Raw genomic sequence first — 16467 nt, forward strand, 5'->3', positions numbered from 1 at the left:
CGGGGGGCGCCCGCCCGGCTCAGTCGTGCTCGGGCGCGCGGGCGCCGGGCGTGCCAGCGGAGGGAGTGCCGAATGCCGTACCGACTCGACATCACGCAGGGGGACTGGCCGGGGGACCTGCTGCACAAGGGCGTCGAGGGGCTGCTGGCCGAGGCCATGGTGCTCACCCTCGCCACCGCGGGGCACGAGCACGGCCCGCACGCCAACCTGGCCTTCTTCGCGTACGACGACGACCTCGTCCTCTACTTCGTCAGCGAGCGCTCCACCCGGCACAGCCACCACCTGGCCGAGGAGGCCCGGGCCGCCGCCACCGTCTTCCTGCCGCCGCCGGTCTTCGGCGAGCAGCTGCGCGGCCTCCAGCTGACCGGCAGCGCGGGCGAGGCCTGGGGGCGGCAGGCCGAGGCGGCACTGGCCGCCTACCAGGGGCGCTATCCGGCCTTCGCGCGGGACGAGGAGGCCCGGCGGCAGTTCCTGACCGGCGGCGGGGCGGCGGCGCTGTACCGGTTCCAGGTGGAGGAGCTGACGGCGGTGGACGAGCCGAACTTCGGCCGGCGCAACTACCTGCGGGCGCGGGTGGTGCGGCCGTAGCCGCCCCGGTCGTCCCGGCGGGCCCGGACGCCCCGGCGGCTGCGACCGCCGGGGCCGTGGGCGCCACCTCCGAGTGGCCGTCGGGTTGTCTGTACAACTTCCCAGGTGGTTCATCTGCGGGACGGCAGTCCGACGCCCCTCGGACACCCGGGCGCATCAGCCTGGACGCATGAGAGTCATCGTCGTAGGAGCAGGCGTGCTCGGCAGCATGCACGCCTGGCAGGCCGTCGAGCGCGGCCACGAGGTCGTCCACCTGGAGCGCGAGACCGAGGCCCGCGGCGCCTCGGTGCGCAACTTCGGCCTGGTCTGGGTCAGCGGCCGGGCGCAGGGCGAGGAACTGGACACCGCGCTGCGGGCCCGCGAACTGTGGGAGTCCATCGGCGCCCGCGTCCCGGACCTCGGCTTCCGGGCGAACGGGTCGCTCACCGCGATCCGCACCGAGGCCGAACTGGCCGTCGCCGAGCAGGCCCTGACCCTGCCGGACGCCGCCGCCCGCGGCTACCGGCTGCTCGACCCGGACGAGACCCGCGCCGTCAACCCGGCCCTGCGCGGCAAGCTGCTCGGTGCCCTGTGGTGCGAGCGCGACGCCGCCGTCGAGCCCCGCACCGCCCAGCGCGCGCTGCGCGGCCACCTGGAGTCCACCGGCCGGTACACCTTCCTGCCCGGGCGCGAGGTGCGCGAGGTGGTCGGCGAGAACGCCGTCCGCGACGACCACGGCGACGTCCACACCGGCGACCTGGTGATCCTCTGCACCGGAGCCTGGCTCGGCGGCCTGGTCCGCGAACTCGCCCCCGCCCTGCCGGTCCGCCGGGTCCGCCTCCAGATGATGCAGACCGACCCGCTCGGCGAGACCCTGAGCACCTCCGTCGCCGACGGCGACAGCTTCCGCTACTACCCGGCCTTCGCCGGCACCGCCCTGGACCGGCTGCGCGAGACCCAGCCCCAGCCGCCGGTCGCCGCCGAACACAGGATGCAGCTGCTGATGGTCCAGCGCCGCGACGGCGGCCTGACCATCGGCGACACCCACGAGTACGACCAGCCGTTCGGCTTCGACGTCGTCGAGGACCCGTACGACCACCTGGCCGGCGTGGTCGAGGAACTGCTCGGCCGCCCGATGCCGCGGATCCGCCGCCGCTGGGCCGGGGTGTACGCCCAGTGCGTCGACACCACCCGGGTCGTCCACCGCGAGCGCGTGCGCGACGGCGTCTGGCTGGTCACCGGCCCCGGTGGCCGCGGCATGACCTGCTCGCCCGCCATCGCCGAGACCACCGCCCAACTCGCCAACCTGTAAGGAACCTTGTTGTGACCACCGATATCCGCCTGGTCGTGCTCGACATGGCCGGCACCACCGTCGCCGACGACGGCCTGGTCGAGCAGGCCTTCACCGCGGCCGCCGCGTCGCTCGGCGTCGAGGCCGGCAGCCCGGCGTTCGACCCGATGCTGGCCCACGTCCGGGCCACCATGGGCGAGTCCAAGATCTCCGTCTTCCGGCACCTGTTCGGCGAGGAGGAGAAGGCCCAGCGGGCCAACGCCGCCTTCGAGGCCGCCTACGACGACCTGGTCGACGCCGGCCACTGCGCCGCCCTGCCCGGCGCCGCCGAGGCCATCGCCGAACTGCGCGGCCGGGGCCGCAAGGTGGTCCTCACCACCGGCTTCTCCCGGACCACCCAGGACCGCATCCTGGACGCCCTGGGCTGGCGGTCCGTCGCCGACCTGACCCTCTGCCCCGCCGAGGCGGGCCGCGGCCGCCCGTACCCCGACCTGGTGCTCACCGCGCTGCTGCGCACCGGCACCGACTCGGTCCGCCGGATCGCCGTCGCCGGCGACACCGGCTACGACATGCTGACCGGCACCCGGGCCGGCGCCCCGGTCGTCGCCGGCGTCCTCACCGGCGCCCACGACGAGGCCCGCCTGCGGGCCGACGGCGCGACCCACGTCCTCGGCTCGATCGCCGAACTGCCCGCCCTGCTGGGCTGATCCGGCACCCCGCCCCGGGCCCGGCCCGGGGCGGCGACCGGCCGGCTCGGACGGTCGACGGCTCAGACGGTCGACGGCCCGGGCCGTCGCACCGACCAGAGCACGGCGCCGTCGATCAGGACGTTGCAGCCGACGAACAGCAGCAGGTAGGCGGGGGAGTCGACCTCGCCGGGGAGCTTGGGGGCGACCCGCCCGGCCGGGTCCATCCGGACGGTGACCACGTCGCCGCGCTTGAACAGCGCGTCGCGCTCCTCCAGCGGGCCGCCCGGGACCTCGTCGTTCAGCTCCGTGGCGGCCAGGGTGTACGCCCGCCCGGTGCCGTGGAGCGAGTCGGTGACCTTCTCGTCGACCACCACGGCCCGCACCGTCCGGCCCGAACCCAGGATCAGGTTGGTCCAGGCGGCGGAACCCGCGAGGTACGCGACGAAGGCGACCGCGCAGATGCCCGCGCTCCAGCCGAACATCCTCTTCTGGAACGCGGGGTTGGTGTCGGCGTCGCGGCGCAGGGCGAACGCGATCAGCATCACCAGGGGGTAGCCGACCCCGACCACGGTGGCGAGGAACGAGTTGACGTAGACGTCCAGCGCGATGACGGCGACGAGCATGGCGGTGGAGAGCGCGATGAGCGCCACCGCGCCCCCGAGCCGGCGCGGGCCGCTTCGAGTCTCCTGGTCGGGCGGAGCGACTGTCATCCGAAGGCCTTCCGGACGTTGTCCCACTGGTCGGGCGGCACGGTGTCGCGGCTCTCGTCCCGGGGCGGGTGGAAGGAGATGCCCCGGTACGCGGCGGCGACCAGCGGCAGCCACTCGTCCCAGTGGTCGACGTCCTCGGTGGTGAAGACGGCGGCGACCACGTACGGGCTCCACGGGTGCGGGATCAGCAGTTCGAGCTGGCGGACCGTGCTGACGGCCGACTCCGGTACGCCGAAGACCGCGCCGGGCACCGGGACGGTCAGCTCGCGGGCGGCCAGGGCGGCGCGGCCGAGCGGCAGGTCCACCACGCCGACGTCGGCGTCCGGCCAGGCCTCGGCCAGCTCCGTGGCGACCCGCGCGGGGTAGCTGCCCGGCGCGCCGAGGTCCTGCGGGCGGAGGAAGACGGAGAGCACGCCGTGGATCGGACCGCCGTCCCCGGCCCGGACCAGGCAGCCGGACACGTGGACGGCGCCCTCCCGCAGCTGGGCCTGGAGTGCGGTCTCGGAGGCGATCACGGCGGCGAGCTTCTGCTCGGGCCCGGCGTCGGGGAAGAGCGCGTCCAACTGCTCCGCGGCCCGGGCCATCCGGTCGCCGGGGTCCTCGTTCAGGTCGACGGCGGTGAAGCCCGCGGGCAGGTCGAGCCAGAGCGGCGGGGCGGTGGCCCCCGGGGTCTCAACGGCCATAGCCGGCCGCCCATCCGCCCATGCCGAGCAGGTTGCCGACGGTGGACACGCTGCCGATGATGACGTTGGCCTTGCCGCCGCCGGCCGCCATGCCCGCCGAGCCGATGACGCTGTTGCCGCCGGTGGTGTAGTTGACCGCACTGGCGAGGTTGTCGCTCGGGTTGTCCTGGGTGAGCGCGTACGCGGTCGGGGCGTTGAGCCCGGCGGTGGTGGCGGCCTGGACGCCGTCGGAGACGTTCATCGCGGTGGCCTTGGACACGCCGAGCTTGATGGCCGGCTTCTCGATCGCCGTGGTGAAGATCGGGTTGGCCGGGTCGATCCCCCGGGCGGCGGTCCGGACCTCGGTGGACCCGGCGGAGACCGCGCCGCGCACGCCCGCACCGGCGGCGCGGGCCTCCCGGACGGCGGTCACGCCCTTGGCCGCGACGCCCACGCCGGGGATCGCGCCGAGGACGTCGCCGCCCAGGGTCAGCCAGTTGCCGATGTTCTTCTGCGGCGGCCACAGCTGGCCCTTGGCGGCGTACTGGGTCGCGTGCGCGCCCGCGGCGGCGGCGCTCAGCAGGAGCGCCGGCAGCGCGAAGGCGGGGAAGAAGATCGCCGCGACGCCGCAGACGCCGGCCGCGACGGTCAGCAGGTCCGCGCCGTGGTTCTTGAACCAGTCGCCGACCTTGCTGAGCCAGCCGGGCTCCGGCGGGGCCTTGCTGTCGGCGGCCTTGCGGACGGCCTCGGCCGTCTTCTTCGCGTCCGACTGGTGGGTCCCGGCGAGCTCGTGGGCCTGCTTCTGGAGGCCGGCCAGCTCGTTGGAGGCGCTGGTGAGCAGGCCGGCGGCCGAGTCGAGGTGGCTCTTCGCCGTGTTGTAGCGCTGTTCGGCGGCGGCGAGGCTCGCGTCGTCGGAGTAGTAGCGGCCGGCCAGTTGGAGGTCGGGGGCGGCGGCCGCGGCGCTGTGCGCCCGGTCCGCTTCGTCCTTCTTCTTCTTGGCGGCGACCGCGGAGGCGGCCAACTCGGCAGCCTTGGGCTGGTGTTCGGTCAGCGCCTTGTACCAGACGTCGAGCGCCGTGTAGGCCGCGGTGATCGAGTCGGCGGCGTCCTGGAGGTAACCGGGGAGCTTGTCGAACTGCTTGGCGAACTGCTTGGCCGCCTCGCCCGTCCACTCGCCCTGGTTGTCGGAGATCTGGGAGAGCGTGGTGTGCACGCCGGTGAGGTGCTGGCCCACCCGGCGCAGGCCGGCGCTGAGCGCGGTGACGGCGGCGGAGTCGCCGGGGGTGGGGTTGAAGCCGAGGCCGGACCAGTCGGGCGCCGGCGGCGTCGGGGCGCTCACGACTGCCCCGCCGGGGTGAGGACCTTGACGATGCTCTGCTCGGTGCCGTCGTAGTTCTTCTGCACCTGCTCCAGGCCCTCGTCCAGGACCTTGACGCACTCGCGGACCTTCTTCAGGCCGAACTGCCACTTGTCCTTGAAGTGCCCGCAGGCCTCGTCCAGGAAGTCGAAGCCGGTGCCGGTGTGGCCGGCCGCTTCGAAGGCCTTGAGCCCCTGTTCGAGTTCGTCGCCGCAGCCTTTGAGATCCTGGGCCAGCTTGGCGAGGAATTCGGTACTGACTTTGAAGTCGGACACTTTCGCCCCCGATGCGTCGTTTGTCGGACCGGGCGAGCATAGCCCCGACCAGTGCGCCGATGATCGCCCGCGCCGGGGTCCGGGGGAGGATGTTTGCGGGACCTTTACGGGCCGTCGACGCCTTCTTGACGTCGGCGGCCCGGCCCGGAGGGAGGTGCGAGGGTCGGTCTCAGCGGCGCCAGAAGCCGCGCTTCTTCGGGGTGACGAGCTGCACCACGGCCGTGACGAACAGTTCGGCGACGGGCGAGGGCCCCGGGCCGTGGTTGAGGTGGCTCTCGGCGGTCCACTCGCCGAGGACGGTGCCCGGGCTGCCGTCGAAGGGGCTGAACGCGTGCTCCAAGGTCACGTAGCGCACCGACCTGGAACCCTGGGGCTGGACGGCGGCGACGAAGTGGGCCTCGGTGGCGCCGACCGCGGTGGGCAGGGTGACCAGCAGCATGTGGTGGCCGTCGACCGACAGGTGCCGGCAGTCGAGGCCGTGGTGGGGCAGGCGGTCCTCGGGCGGCAGGGCGGCGCCGAGGTCGTCCCAGATCTGGGTGACGACGGGCAGCAGGCTGCCGCCGTCCGGGGTCGGGGTGGCCACGCGCGGGCCGAACTCCAGTACCTGGCGGGCGAGTTCGCGGTGGACGAAGCGGTAGTGATGGGGTCGGGGGTCCGTCATGGGGGACACCGTAGCGAAGGCTTCGGGGCGGGAGGTCGGCACGTCCGACGGCCCGCCCCGACAGGGTGGTTGACCAGCGTCTTCGGAAATTGACGGACCGTCAGAACGGCGTCAGGAGTGTCCGCCCTTGAGGTTGAGCACGACCACCCCGACGATCACCAGCGCTATGCCCAGCCACTGGAGCCGCCCGAGCGACTCGCCGAAGGCGACCACGCCGATCCCGGCGACCGCCGCGGTGCCGGCCCCGGACCAGACCGCGTAGGCGACCGAGACCGGTATGTGCTTGAGCGCGCGGCCGAGCAGCACGAAGGAGAGCGCGTAGCCGAGGCCGACGCCGAGGCTCGGCCAGAGCCGGGTGAACCCCTCGGTGAGCTTGAGGCAGCTGGTGGCGCAGACCTCGCTGACGATGGCGAGGGCGAGCAGGAGATAGGGCATGTCAGGGTCGAACCGCGCCGGGACCGGCGAGCTTCCCGAGCAGGGCGAGGTCGGCCTGCTCCAGGCTGGCGAGCAGGGTGATCCGCTCGCCCCGGGGCAGCGGCACCGCGGTGGACGGCACGGCGAGCACGGCGCAGCCGGCCGCGGTGGCGGAGGCGACCCCGGTCGGGGTGTCCTCGACGGCGAGGCAGGCCGCCGGGTCCAGGCCGAGCCGCTCGGCGGCGGCGAGGTACGGGTCGGGCGCGGGCTTGGTGCGCTCGGTGTCCTCGGCGGCCAGGGTGACGGCGAACCAGTCCCGGCCGATGGCGGACAGCACCAGGTCCACCACCCGGCGCGGGGAGGCGGAGACCAGCGCGGTGGGCACCCGGGCGTCGCGCAGCGAGGCCAGCAGGGCGAGCGCGCCGGGGCGCGGAACCGTCTCGGCGGCGACCTTGCCGGCGAAGGACTCGCCGAGCCGGGCGGCGAGTTCGGCCTCGCCGAGCGTGGTGCCGCTGACCCTGTGCAGGTGGGCGGCGGTGTGCTCGATGGCCTGGCCGAGCACCTCGGGGGCGTCCTGGTCGGTGAGCGGGCGGTTCAGTTCCTCGGCGAGTTCGGCGGCGGCCTGCCACCACAGCTGCTCGGTGTCCACCAGGGTGCCGTCCATGTCGAAGAGGACGGCGGCGGGCAGGACGACGGCGGGCAGGACGACGGCGGGCAGCGCGGCGGCGGGCGGGGCGGAGTTCTCGGGCAGGACGGAGTCGGGCAGGGCGGAGTCAGGCATGGCGGTACCTTCGGTGGTTCTTCGGTGCTCCGGTGGACGGAGCAGGGAGGTACGAGGTTCTCAGGCGGTGCGGCGGTCCACCAGCACCGGGCGCTCCGGCAGGGTGAGCGCGGCCCGGGCGCCGGCCGGCAGGGCGGCGGCGGCCTCGGTGGGCAGGTCGGCCTTGACCTCGGTGCCGTCGTCCAGGCGGACGGTGAGCCGGGTGACGGCGCCCAGGAAGGAGGCGGTGACCACCAGCGCGGGGCCGTCCTCGGCCGGGGTCAGGGTGACGTTCTCCGGGCGCACCAGCACCTGGAGCTCGCCGTCGGCCGGGATCGCGCCGTCCACCGCGTGCCGGCGGCCGAGCACCTCGACGCCGTCCGAGGTGCGGGTGCACGGGATGCGGCTCATGGTGCCGACGAACTCGGCGACGAAGGCGGTGGCCGGCCGGCTGTACAGCTCGGACGGGACGGCGCACTGCTCCAGCCTGCCGGCCCGCAGCACCGCGACCCGGTCGGCCATCGACAGCGCCTCCTCCTGGTCGTGGGTGACGAACAGGGTGGTGATGCCCAGCTCCTGCTGGAGGCGGCGGATCTCGTCGCGCAGCTGGAGGCGGACCTTGGCGTCCAGCGCGGACAGCGGCTCGTCCAGCAGCAGGACGCGCGGCTGGAGGGCGAGCGCGCGGGCGAGCGCGATGCGCTGCTGCTGGCCGCCGGACATCTGGTGCGGGTAGTGGTCGGCGCGGTGCGGCAGGCCGACCAGCTCCAGCAGCTCCTGGGCCCGCTTGCGGCGTTCGGCCTTGCCGGTGCCGCGCATCCGCAGCCCGAAGGCGACGTTGTCCAGGGCGGTCAGGTGCGGGAAGAGGCTGTACGACTGGAACACCATGCCCGCGTCGCGCTTGTGCGCGGGGATCGCGGTGATGTCCCGGCCGTCGACCAGCACCTCGCCGGAGTCGTGCTGCTCGAAGCCGGCCAGGATGCGCAGCGCGGTGGTCTTGCCGCAGCCGGACGGGCCGAGCAGGGCGATCAGCTCGCCCGGGTGGACGGTCAGGTCCAGGCCGTCGAGGGCGGTGGTGGTGCCGAACGCGCGGCGCAGGGAGCGGAATTCGACGGTGGCGCTGCCGGGGGAGAGCGAGACGCCGTTGGCGATGGCGGTGGCCGTGGTCATGACTGGTGACTCCGGGGGGTTTCAGGAGGTGGCGGTCTTGGCGCGGCGCTCGCGCCCGGCGGTGGCCAGCAGGAGCAGCAGCAGCCAGGTGAGCAGCAGGCTCAGGATGGAGACCGCGACCGACATGTGGGCCTGGCTGTTGCCGACCGAGTAGATCCAGACCGGGAAGGGCTGGAAGCCGAGGATCGAGGCGGTGGTGAACTCGCCGAGGACCAGGGCCAGGGTGAGGAAGGAGGCGTTCAGCAGGGCCCCGCGCAGGTTGGGCAGGACCACGGTGAACACCGCGCGCGGCCAGCTCGCGCCGCAGTTGCGGGCGGCCTCGACCAGGGTGCGCACGTCCATCGAGCGCAGGCCGGCGTCCAGGGCGCGGTAGGCGAGCGGCAGGGCCATCAGCACGTAGGCGATGACCAGCACCAGCGGGAAGTCCGGGTCCTGGACGAACACGAAGGTCTGGAAGAACGGGGTGTCCATCAGGTAGTCCGGGCCCCAGCGCAGCACGCCGATGAGGCCGGCGGTCAGGGCGACCGGCGGGACGACCAGCGGCAGGGTGCAGAGCACGTCGATGACCGGGCGCAGCTTCGGCGAGCCGAGCCGGACGGCGATCAGCGCCGGGACGAGCAGGAGCAGCAGCACCACGACGGTGACCACGGCGAGGCCGAGGGTCAGCCAGAGGCTGTCCAGGAAGCCGGGGGCGGAGAGCAGTCCGGTGTAGGCGGAGAAGGAGATGCCCTTGGGCTCGTCGATCGAGAACCAGAAGGAGGCCGCGAGCGGCACGACGAAGTAGACGCCGGCGAGCAGCAGCACGGCACCGCGCCACCAGCGCACGTCGCGTCGGCCGGGGCGGGCGGGGGTGGTCAGCTGAGCCATCGGGCGCTCCGGCGCTGGAGGGGGAGGTACACGGCCATCACCAGGACGGCCACGACGATCATGTTGAGGCTGAGGGCGAGGGCGAGGTTGCCCTGGCCGACCAGCACGTTGCCGGAGAGCGCGTCCGCGATCGAGCGGCTGACCAGCGGGACGGTCGCGCCGACCATGGCGGCGGCCGTCGCGTAGGCGGCGAAGGCGCTGCCGAAGAGCAGCACGAAGCCGCCGAGCAGGGAGGGCAGCAGGATCGGCAGGGCGACGTGGAGCCAGTACTGGACGGTGGTGGCCCGGTTGTTCTGGGCCGCCTCGCGCCACTGGGTCCGCAGGCCGTCCAGGGCCGGGGTGATGGTGAGCACCATCAGCGGGACGAGGAAGTACAGGTAGACGACCGTCAGGCCGGTGAAGGAGTACAGCGACCAGCCGTGGTCGGTGAGGTGCAGCAGCCTGGTGATCTCGCCGGCGTTGCCGAGGGTGGCGACGAACGCGAAGGCGAGCGGCAGGCCGCCGAAGTTGGCGAGCACGCCGGAGGCGGTGAGCACCGCCTGGCGCAGCCAGCCGCGCCGGGAGGTGACGACGGCCTGGGCGAGCGGTACGCCGAGCACGGTGGCGAGCAGCGCGGTCAGCGCGGAGAGCTTGAGGCTGCTCAGCATGGCCGTCCGGTAGCCGCCCTGCACGGAGGCCGTCAGGTTGTCGAAGGTGAACTGCCCGGCGCCGCTCTCCGCGTCGCTGGAGGTGGTGAACGCGCCGATCACGATGGCGACGCAGGGAAGTCCGAAGCCGATCAGGAAGAACAGCAGCAGCGGCACGGTGGCCAGCCAGGACGCGCCGCGGAGGCGGGCGAGCGGCCGGCGCCGCGGGGCGGGGGCGGTGCTCGTGGGGGAGGTGGTCGTGGCGGTGGCGGACGCCCCCGCGCCGCCACCGGGGGAGGTGGCGGCGGGGGTGGTCGGCACCGGGGTGGGAGCCGTGGTCATGAGTGCCTTTTCTCAGCCCGAAGTGCGGTACGTGGCCGGGGTGTCAGCCCGCGACGGCCTTGGTCCAGTTCTCGGTGACGACCTTCTTGGCCGCGTTGATCTGGTCGACGGTCGGGAAGGTGGTGAACGGCTTCTCGACGGCCGGCAGCTTGGCGGCGGCGGTGGCGTCCAGGGTGCCGTCCTTCTTCAGGGCCTCGAAGGTGGACGGGGTCGCGTAGCCGCCGAGGAAGAGGTTCTGGCCCTCGGTGCTGAACAGGTACTCCTGCCACAGGCGGGCGGCCGCCGGGTGCGGGGCCCACTTGTTGACGGCCTGGTTGTAGAACTGGGCGTAGGAGCCGTCGGTCGGGATGGAGACCTTCCAGTCGACGCCCTTGTCCTTGAACTCGTCGGTGTAACCGGCGTTCAGGTAGGACCAGTCGATCGAGATCGGGGTCTCGCCCTTCTCGATGGTGGCCGGGGTCGACTCGACCGGGTTGAAGTTGCCGGACTGCTTCAGCTTGCCGAAGAAGTCGATGCCGGGCTGGACGTTGTCCAGCGAACCGCCGTTGGCGAGCGCGGCCGCGTAGACGCCGCCGAAGGCGGAGCCGGACTTGGTCGGGTTGCCGTTGAGGGCGACCTGGCCCTTGTACTCGGGCTTGAGCAGGTCGGCGAAGGTCTTCGGGCAGTTGGCGATCTTCTTGGCGTCGCAGCCGATGGAGACGTAGCCGCCGTAGTCGTTGACGGCGGCGCCGTTCGCGTCCTTCATGGTGTCCGGCACCTTGTCGAAGGTGGCGACCTTGTAGGGGGCGAGGATGCCGTCCTTGACCGCCTGGAGGGCGAAGGCGCTGCCCAGGTCGACCACGTCGGGGGCGCGGTCCTGGCCCTTGCGGGAGTTGACCGCGTTGATCTCGTCCTGGCTGGAGCCGTCCGGGTTCTCCTCCTCGACCTCGATGCCGTACTTGGCCTTGAAGCCGTCGATGATCTTGCCGTAGTTCGCCCAGTCCCGGGGCAGCGTGATGACGTGCAGCTTGCCCTCCTTCTTGGCCGCGGCGATCAGGCCGTCCATGCCGCCGAAGTCGGCGGCCGAGGTGGCCGTCTTGGCGTCCTTGGCGCCGTCCTTGGCGGCGTCGCCGGACTTGGCGCTCGAACCGGCGGAGCCGCAGGCGGTGAGGGAGAGCGCGGCGGCGGTCAGTACGGCCGCGAAGGCGGCGGCGCGGGCGCGGTGCACGGTCACGGGGAAGTCTCCTGTTAAGGGGGCGTACTGCGAGGGGCGTTCGCGGGGGGTTCCGCGGGCCTGCGTCTCGCGAAGGGCGGCGGACCGGCCGGGTGAGCGATCGATCGACGTCGTCCGAGTTGACTAGCCAACTTCGCTGACAGCAGTAAGTACGCCGGAGGCCGGTGACGGGAAGGTGAACGGACGGCCCAGAACCGGGGTCGGGTGCGGGAACGGTGGAATCCGGCCATCGGAGCGTGAACCGTTCGGTGCGATGCTTCGAAGGCGCAGCGGGATAAGGTCGGGCTGTCCGCGCCGGTACGGCTGCGCAGGACACCGCCCCAGGAGGGACATTGACTGACGTGGCAACTGAGCCCCAGCGCCCCGGGGCCGAGGGGCGCCCGGCCGCCGGGGACCACTCGGCCGCCGCGGAGCCCGCGGCCGAGCGCCCCGGCGCGCTGTACCGGAAGGTGGCCGCCGACCTGCGCGAGGCGATCACCACCGGCGCGTACGGCGAGGCCGGCCGGCTGCCCGCCGAGGGCGCGCTGGCCGAGCAGTACGGCGTCTCCCGCGGCACCGTCCGCCAGGCCCTCGCGGTGCTGCGCTCCGACGGACTGGTCACCTCCCGGCGCGGCACCCGCCGGGTGGTCCTCGGCGGCGCCCGGGTGCAGAGCTTCTCCGAACTCCTCAGCTTCACGCACTGGGCGTACTCGATGGGCGAGGAGCCCGGCGGCATCCTGGACTCGCTGGTGCGCCGCCCGGCCGACACCGCCGAGCGCGAGCAACTGCGCCTGGAGCCGGGCGCCGAGGTGTACGTCATCGTCCGGCTGCGGACGCTGTCCGGCACGCCGGTGATGGTCGAGCGCACCGTGTACCCGCCGCGGGTCGGCGAGATCGTCGCCGAGCTGCCGCCGGACGTGGTCTCGCACACCGAAGTGCTGCGCGAGCACGGCATCCTGTTCACCGACGCCGACCACACCATCGACGTCGTCCCGGCCAACGCCGAGGACGCCCGGCTGCTCGGCTGCCGCCGGGGCGGTCCGCTGCTGCGCGAGCGGCGGCGCACGACCGACCCGACGGGCACGCCGGTGGAGTGGTCCCAGGACCGCTACCTGCCCGGGACGGTGGCGTTCAGCGTGCACAACTCCCTGGCCACCTCGGCGCTTTCGCGGCACGCGCGGGAGCTGGACTGAGCCCCTTGCGCGTGCCGCGCGGGCGTTCCCGGCGCGGGGGCGTCACCGTGCGGGCGTCCTCACGGCGTGAGCGCCCGCACGGCGTGAGCAGTGAGCGTCCTCACGGCATGGGCGCCCGCACGGCGTGAGCGCCCTCAGCGCGTGAGCGTCCTCACCCCATGAGGGCGGCGAGCAGCGGGCGGTAGTACTCGAAGCCGGGCGTCGGGGCGCCCGCCACCTTCGCCCGCTCGTCCCAGCGCCGCACCGCCACCGCGTCCCGCGCGCCCGGGAGTTCGGCGAAGGCGGCGGCCCGGCGCTCGTCCATCGGACCGCCCTGGACGCCCAGCGTGTACTCGGAGGCCGCGGAGAGCCGCTCCCGGTACCCGGGCTCGACCGCGCACAGGTAGCGCTTGGCGGCCACGTGCAGCCGGACCGGCTCGGTGACCTCCGGGCCGAACCAGCGGGCCAGCCAGTCGGCCCCGGAGTCGCTGTGGCGATTGTCCTGACCCTTCATCAGATCCCTTCCGTGCGCGGATCCCTGGCCGTGCTCGTCGAAGAAGTGGCCGACGTCGTGCAGCAGCGCGGCGGCGACCAGGTGCGCGGGCGCCCCGGCGGCCTCGGCGGCAGCGGCGGCCTGGAGCATGTGCTCGGCCATGGTGACCTCCTCGCCCAGGTACTCCCCGGCGCCCTCGCCCGCGAACAGGGCGGCGATCGCGTCCAGCGCGGCGGCGCGGCGCCGCAGCACCGCGAGGGTGCTGTGCAGGGAGTCGAGGTCGGCGTAGCAGCCCTGGAGGTGGCGGTGGCCGTCCTGCCGGAAGGCCGTCCGGGCGTGCATCAGGCGGGTGTTGTCGAAGATCAGGCAGTCGCCGGGGCCGAGGCGGAAGGTGAGCCGGAGCCCGGGGCGCAGGGTGATCGCGGCGAAGCGGCGGTAGGCGGCGTAGAAGGCGTTCAGGCCGTCCGGGGCGCCGGCCCGGACGGTGCCGATCGAGCGGTTGTTGAACCTGACCTCGCGGATCCGGCCCAGGGGGTCCACGTCGATCAGCGGGCGGTCGGCGCGCAGTTCGGTGCCCCGGTCGCGGAAGACGAACGGGACGGGCGTACGGGTGAGGACCTCGAACGCGGCCGGCGCCTCCTCCCGGAGGACCGCCGCGGCCTTGAACCCGTCCACCAGTCCGGAGTCGCCGCCGGTCGCCGAGTTCTCCAGGCAGTGCAGCAGCTGGAGGGTCGGCACCGGGTCCCGGTACGGGTTGTCGGTGTGCGGGGCGATGGCGACGCTGGTGAAGGCGAGGTTGTTCGGGTCCGGCTCGACCCGGACGTCGAACAGCTCCCCGTAGTTGGTGACCCGTACGTGGCCGAAGCTCTCCGCCACCCGCAGCACCTGCCGCTCGACGGCCGGTACCCCGCGCAGCACGGCGAAGCCGTCGTCCCGTACGGCGGCCAGCACCGCGGCCCGCTCGGCCGGGTCGGCCAGGTAGGCCTCCCAGCGCGCCTGCGGGAGGCCGGACGCGAAGTCCGCCGCCGTCCAGAGCCGCTTGCCCCGCTCGGTGCGCCCGTCGCCCTCGTCGGCCCGGTCGAGCCACTCCAGCGGGTAGCGGGAGCGGTGGCCGTCCGACCAGCGCACCTCCAGGTGCCCGTCGGCCTCGGTGCTCCCGGCGACCGCCAGGTCCTCGGGCAGGTCGTCGATCTGGAACAGCTTCTGTCCGTTGCGCGGGTCCCGGCACTCGGCGCACGGGCAGTTGTCGCGCAGCCAGTACGGCGGCAGTTCGGTCATCGGTCTTCTCCTCGGCGGCACTACGGCTGTCGTATGGGCTGAAGTTGTATAGCCAACTTCAGGCACTGTCCGGGAGCCTGCCTGCCGCCGGTGAGTTCCACGTGCCGAGCGGGTGAACGCTTCGGAAACTGTGCCGGTGGGCGGTTCCCGCGGGCTGTTCGGGTGACGGGCGCGGAGTGCGGGGCGTTTCGGGGACGGGAGGCGCCCGGGCTGGGGCACTGTCGGAGGAATTCCTCCTGCTTCGAGAGGTGATCGGCCATGGCCCATTCCTCCTCCAATCCACCCGGCTCGGGGCACACCGGGCTGCGGCGCGAGGTCGGCGTCATCGGACTGCTCTGGGCCTCGGTCGGGGCGATCATCGGCTCCGGCTGGCTCTTCGGGGCGCAGAAGGCGGCGGTGGCGGCCGGGCCGGCGGCGCTGCTGTCCTGGGGCATCGGCGCGGTGGCGATCATCCTGCTGGCGCTGATCCACGCCGAGCTGGGCGGGCTGTTCCCGGTGGCGGGCGGGACGGCGCGCTACCCGCACTACGCCTTCGGCGGGTTCGCCGGGATGTCCTTCGGCTGGTTCACCTGGCTGCAGGCCGCGACCATCGCGCCGATCGAGGTGCAGGCGATGATCAACTACGCCCAGCACTGGAGCTGGGCGGACGGCCTGCTGAACAAGAACCTGACCCTGACCGGCTGGGGATTCGTCGTCGCGGCCGCCCTGCTCGGAGTCTTCGTCGCGGTCAACTTCCTCGGCGTGCGGCTGCTCGCGCACACCAACAGCGCGGCCACCGTGTGGAAGGTCGCCATCCCGGTGCTCACCATCTTCGCGCTCGGCATCACCGAGTTCCACGCCTCCAACTTCGACGTGCACGGCTTCGCACCGGACGGCGCCAAGGGCGTGCTCACCGCGATCAGCAGCAGCGGGGTGATCTTCGCACTGCTCGGCTTCGAACAGGCCATCCAGTGGGCGGGCGAGAGCCGCAACCCGCGCCGGGACATCCCCCGCGCGGTGCTCGGCTCGGTGGTGGTCGGCACCGTCGTCTACGTGATGCTCCAGGTGGTGTTCATCGGCGCACTGCCGCCGGAGACCTTCGCCCAGGGCTGGAGCACGCTCGACTACCCCGGGATCAGCGGACCGTTCGCCGGCCTGGCGACCCTGATCGGCCTGGGCTGGCTGGCCACCGTGCTGTTCATCGACGCGGTCATCTCGCCCGCCGGCACCGGGCTGGTCTACATCACCTCCAGCTCCCGGGTCACCTACGGCCTGAGCCGCAACGGCTACGCGCCGCAGACGCTGCAGTCCACCGACAAGCGCGCGGTGCCCTGGCTGGGCCTGCTCATCGCCTGGGTGGCCGGAGTGATCTGCTTCCTGCCCTTCCCGAGCTGGCAGCAGCTGGTCGGCTTCATCACCTCGGCGGTGGTGCTGATGTACGCGGGCGCCCCGCTGGCCTTCGGGGTGCTGCGCAAGCGGCTGCCGAAGATGGAGCGCTCGTACCACCTGCCCGGCGGCTCGGTGATCTCGCCGATGGCCTTCGCGGTGGCGAGCCTGGTCATCTACTGGTCCGGCTGGGACACCCTGTGGCGCCTGGGCCTGGCGATCGTGATCGGCTACCTGCTGCTCGGCGGGTACTCCTGGTACGCGCGCTCCAAGGGGCTGCCGAACGCGCCCCGGATGGACTTCCGGGCCGGGCAGTGGCTGCCGGTCTACCTGCTCGGCATGGGCCTGACCTCCTGGCAGGGCACCTTCGGCGCGGGCGCGAAGGGGAACCTGCCGCTGTGGTGGGACATCGTGGTCGTGGTGGTGTTCTCGCTGGTCGTCTACTACTGGGCGCTGGCGATCGCGCTGCCGGCGGAGGAGATCGAGCGGAACATCCGCGGCGTCGAGGTGGTGGACGTCAACGGGCACTGAGCCCGGGCACGGCCGCGGCCCCCGCAGGACGTCCTGCGGGGGCCGCGG

Annotated in this window: 17 protein-coding genes; 5 read left to right on the forward strand and 12 right to left on the reverse strand. The window is 73.2% G+C overall.

The annotated features are described in order from the left end of the window. Nucleotides 1-72: 72 nt before the first annotated feature. From ACZ6EM_RS16125 to ACZ6EM_RS16135, 3 genes are all read left to right on the forward strand, one after another. Complete coding sequence (locus ACZ6EM_RS16125; protein ID WP_465772572.1) at nt 73-588, forward strand: pyridoxamine 5'-phosphate oxidase family protein; 516 nt, start codon at nt 73-75, stop codon at nt 586-588. A 169-nt stretch (nt 589-757) separates the two neighbouring features. Next, nucleotides 758-1879: a TIGR03364 family FAD-dependent oxidoreductase gene (locus ACZ6EM_RS16130; protein WP_465772573.1), complete on the forward strand. Its 1122-nt coding sequence runs from the start codon at nt 758-760 to the stop codon at nt 1877-1879. 11 nt (nt 1880-1890) lie between these two features. Next, a complete protein-coding gene (locus ACZ6EM_RS16135) occupies nt 1891-2565 on the forward strand; it encodes a phosphonatase-like hydrolase (protein ID WP_401047508.1) in 675 nt (224 codons plus the stop codon). A 62-nt stretch (nt 2566-2627) separates the two neighbouring features. Here ACZ6EM_RS16135 and ACZ6EM_RS16140 read toward each other — a convergent pair whose 3' ends face one another. The 11 genes from ACZ6EM_RS16140 to ACZ6EM_RS16190 all read right to left on the reverse strand — a co-directional run bounded on the left by ACZ6EM_RS16140 (nt 2628) and on the right by ACZ6EM_RS16190 (nt 11601). Continuing rightward, nucleotides 2628-3257 carry a hypothetical protein gene (locus ACZ6EM_RS16140; protein ID WP_465772574.1) on the reverse strand — a complete coding sequence of 210 codons (630 nt, stop codon included), beginning with the start codon at nt 3255-3257 and terminating at the stop codon, nt 2628-2630. Then, nucleotides 3254-3940, reverse strand: a complete 687-nt coding sequence (locus ACZ6EM_RS16145) for a hypothetical protein (protein WP_465772575.1) — start codon at nt 3938-3940, stop codon at nt 3254-3256. Before ACZ6EM_RS16145 ends, ACZ6EM_RS16140 begins: the two co-directional genes overlap by 4 nt. Continuing rightward, nucleotides 3930-5258, reverse strand: coding sequence for a WXG100 family type VII secretion target (locus tag ACZ6EM_RS16150; RefSeq protein ID WP_401047502.1), 1329 nt, complete (start codon nt 5256-5258; stop codon nt 3930-3932). Before ACZ6EM_RS16150 ends, ACZ6EM_RS16145 begins: the two co-directional genes overlap by 11 nt. Next, nucleotides 5255-5551, reverse strand: coding sequence for a hypothetical protein (locus ACZ6EM_RS16155; protein WP_359905419.1), 297 nt, complete (start codon nt 5549-5551; stop codon nt 5255-5257). The genes ACZ6EM_RS16150 and ACZ6EM_RS16155 overlap by 4 nt, the downstream gene beginning before the upstream one ends. A 169-nt stretch (nt 5552-5720) precedes the next feature. Beyond that, the gene (locus ACZ6EM_RS16160; protein ID WP_401047500.1) at nt 5721-6212 is read right to left on the reverse strand and encodes a hypothetical protein; all 492 of its coding nucleotides are present in this window, start codon (nt 6210-6212) and stop codon (nt 5721-5723) included. 111 nt (nt 6213-6323) lie between these two features. Then, on the reverse strand, nt 6324-6647 hold the full coding sequence (locus tag ACZ6EM_RS16165; RefSeq protein WP_401047498.1) for a DMT family transporter: 324 nt from the start codon (nt 6645-6647) through the stop codon (nt 6324-6326). A 1-nt stretch (nt 6648) separates the two neighbouring features. Further along, on the reverse strand, nt 6649-7407 hold the full coding sequence (locus tag ACZ6EM_RS16170) for an HAD family hydrolase (protein ID WP_465772576.1): 759 nt from the start codon (nt 7405-7407) through the stop codon (nt 6649-6651). A gap of 60 nt (nt 7408-7467) precedes the next feature. Continuing rightward, nucleotides 7468-8553, reverse strand: coding sequence for an ABC transporter ATP-binding protein (locus ACZ6EM_RS16175; protein WP_359905430.1), 1086 nt, complete (start codon nt 8551-8553; stop codon nt 7468-7470). A gap of 21 nt (nt 8554-8574) precedes the next feature. Next, a complete protein-coding gene (locus ACZ6EM_RS16180) occupies nt 8575-9420 on the reverse strand; it encodes an ABC transporter permease (protein ID WP_359905433.1) in 846 nt (281 codons plus the stop codon). After that, nucleotides 9408-10388 carry an ABC transporter permease gene (locus ACZ6EM_RS16185; RefSeq protein WP_380548269.1) on the reverse strand — a complete coding sequence of 327 codons (981 nt, stop codon included), beginning with the start codon at nt 10386-10388 and terminating at the stop codon, nt 9408-9410. The genes ACZ6EM_RS16180 and ACZ6EM_RS16185 overlap by 13 nt, the downstream gene beginning before the upstream one ends. Before the next feature lie 43 nt (nt 10389-10431). Then, nucleotides 10432-11601: an ABC transporter substrate-binding protein gene (locus tag ACZ6EM_RS16190; protein ID WP_359905438.1), complete on the reverse strand. Its 1170-nt coding sequence runs from the start codon at nt 11599-11601 to the stop codon at nt 10432-10434. Nucleotides 11602-11942: 341 nt separating this feature from the next. Between ACZ6EM_RS16190 and ACZ6EM_RS16195 the strand changes: the two genes are divergently transcribed. Beyond that, nucleotides 11943-12773, forward strand: a complete 831-nt coding sequence (locus ACZ6EM_RS16195) for a GntR family transcriptional regulator (protein WP_452179355.1) — start codon at nt 11943-11945, stop codon at nt 12771-12773. Between the two features lie 151 nt (nt 12774-12924). Here ACZ6EM_RS16195 and tmpA read toward each other — a convergent pair whose 3' ends face one another. Then, the gene (tmpA, locus tag ACZ6EM_RS16200; RefSeq protein ID WP_465772577.1) at nt 12925-14523 is read right to left on the reverse strand and encodes a 2-trimethylaminoethylphosphonate dioxygenase; all 1599 of its coding nucleotides are present in this window, start codon (nt 14521-14523) and stop codon (nt 12925-12927) included. 258 nt (nt 14524-14781) lie between these two features. On the opposite strand from tmpA, the gene ACZ6EM_RS16205 reads away from it, so the two are divergent. Beyond that, nucleotides 14782-16419, forward strand: coding sequence for an APC family permease (locus ACZ6EM_RS16205; RefSeq protein ID WP_401051177.1), 1638 nt, complete (start codon nt 14782-14784; stop codon nt 16417-16419). The last annotated feature ends 48 nt before the right edge of the window (nt 16420-16467 follow it).

It is taken from the genome of Kitasatospora sp. NPDC041917 (assembly GCF_055589745.1).

What these genes read in the sequence shown, in the direction of transcription:
- ACZ6EM_RS16160 (WP_401047500.1), bottom strand. Translation starts at nt 6,212, where the DNA reads ATGACGGACCCCCGACCCCATCACTACCGCTTCGTCCACCGCGAACTC.
- tmpA (WP_465772577.1), bottom strand. Translation starts at nt 14,523, where the DNA reads ATGACCGAACTGCCGCCGTACTGGCTGCGCGACAACTGCCCGTGCGCC.
- ACZ6EM_RS16165 (WP_401047498.1), bottom strand. Translation starts at nt 6,647, where the DNA reads ATGCCCTATCTCCTGCTCGCCCTCGCCATCGTCAGCGAGGTCTGCGCC.
- ACZ6EM_RS16130 (WP_465772573.1), top strand. Translation starts at nt 758, where the DNA reads ATGAGAGTCATCGTCGTAGGAGCAGGCGTGCTCGGCAGCATGCACGCC.
- ACZ6EM_RS16170 (WP_465772576.1), bottom strand. Translation starts at nt 7,407, where the DNA reads ATGCCTGACTCCGCCCTGCCCGACTCCGTCCTGCCCGAGAACTCCGCC.
- ACZ6EM_RS16145 (WP_465772575.1), bottom strand. Translation starts at nt 3,940, where the DNA reads ATGGCCGTTGAGACCCCGGGGGCCACCGCCCCGCCGCTCTGGCTCGAC.
- ACZ6EM_RS16140 (WP_465772574.1), bottom strand. Translation starts at nt 3,257, where the DNA reads ATGACAGTCGCTCCGCCCGACCAGGAGACTCGAAGCGGCCCGCGCCGG.
- ACZ6EM_RS16185 (WP_380548269.1), bottom strand. Translation starts at nt 10,388, where the DNA reads ATGACCACGGCTCCCACCCCGGTGCCGACCACCCCCGCCGCCACCTCC.
- ACZ6EM_RS16180 (WP_359905433.1), bottom strand. Translation starts at nt 9,420, where the DNA reads ATGGCTCAGCTGACCACCCCCGCCCGCCCCGGCCGACGCGACGTGCGC.
- ACZ6EM_RS16205 (WP_401051177.1), top strand. Translation starts at nt 14,782, where the DNA reads ATGGCCCATTCCTCCTCCAATCCACCCGGCTCGGGGCACACCGGGCTG.
- ACZ6EM_RS16125 (WP_465772572.1), top strand. Translation starts at nt 73, where the DNA reads ATGCCGTACCGACTCGACATCACGCAGGGGGACTGGCCGGGGGACCTG.
- ACZ6EM_RS16175 (WP_359905430.1), bottom strand. Translation starts at nt 8,553, where the DNA reads ATGACCACGGCCACCGCCATCGCCAACGGCGTCTCGCTCTCCCCCGGC.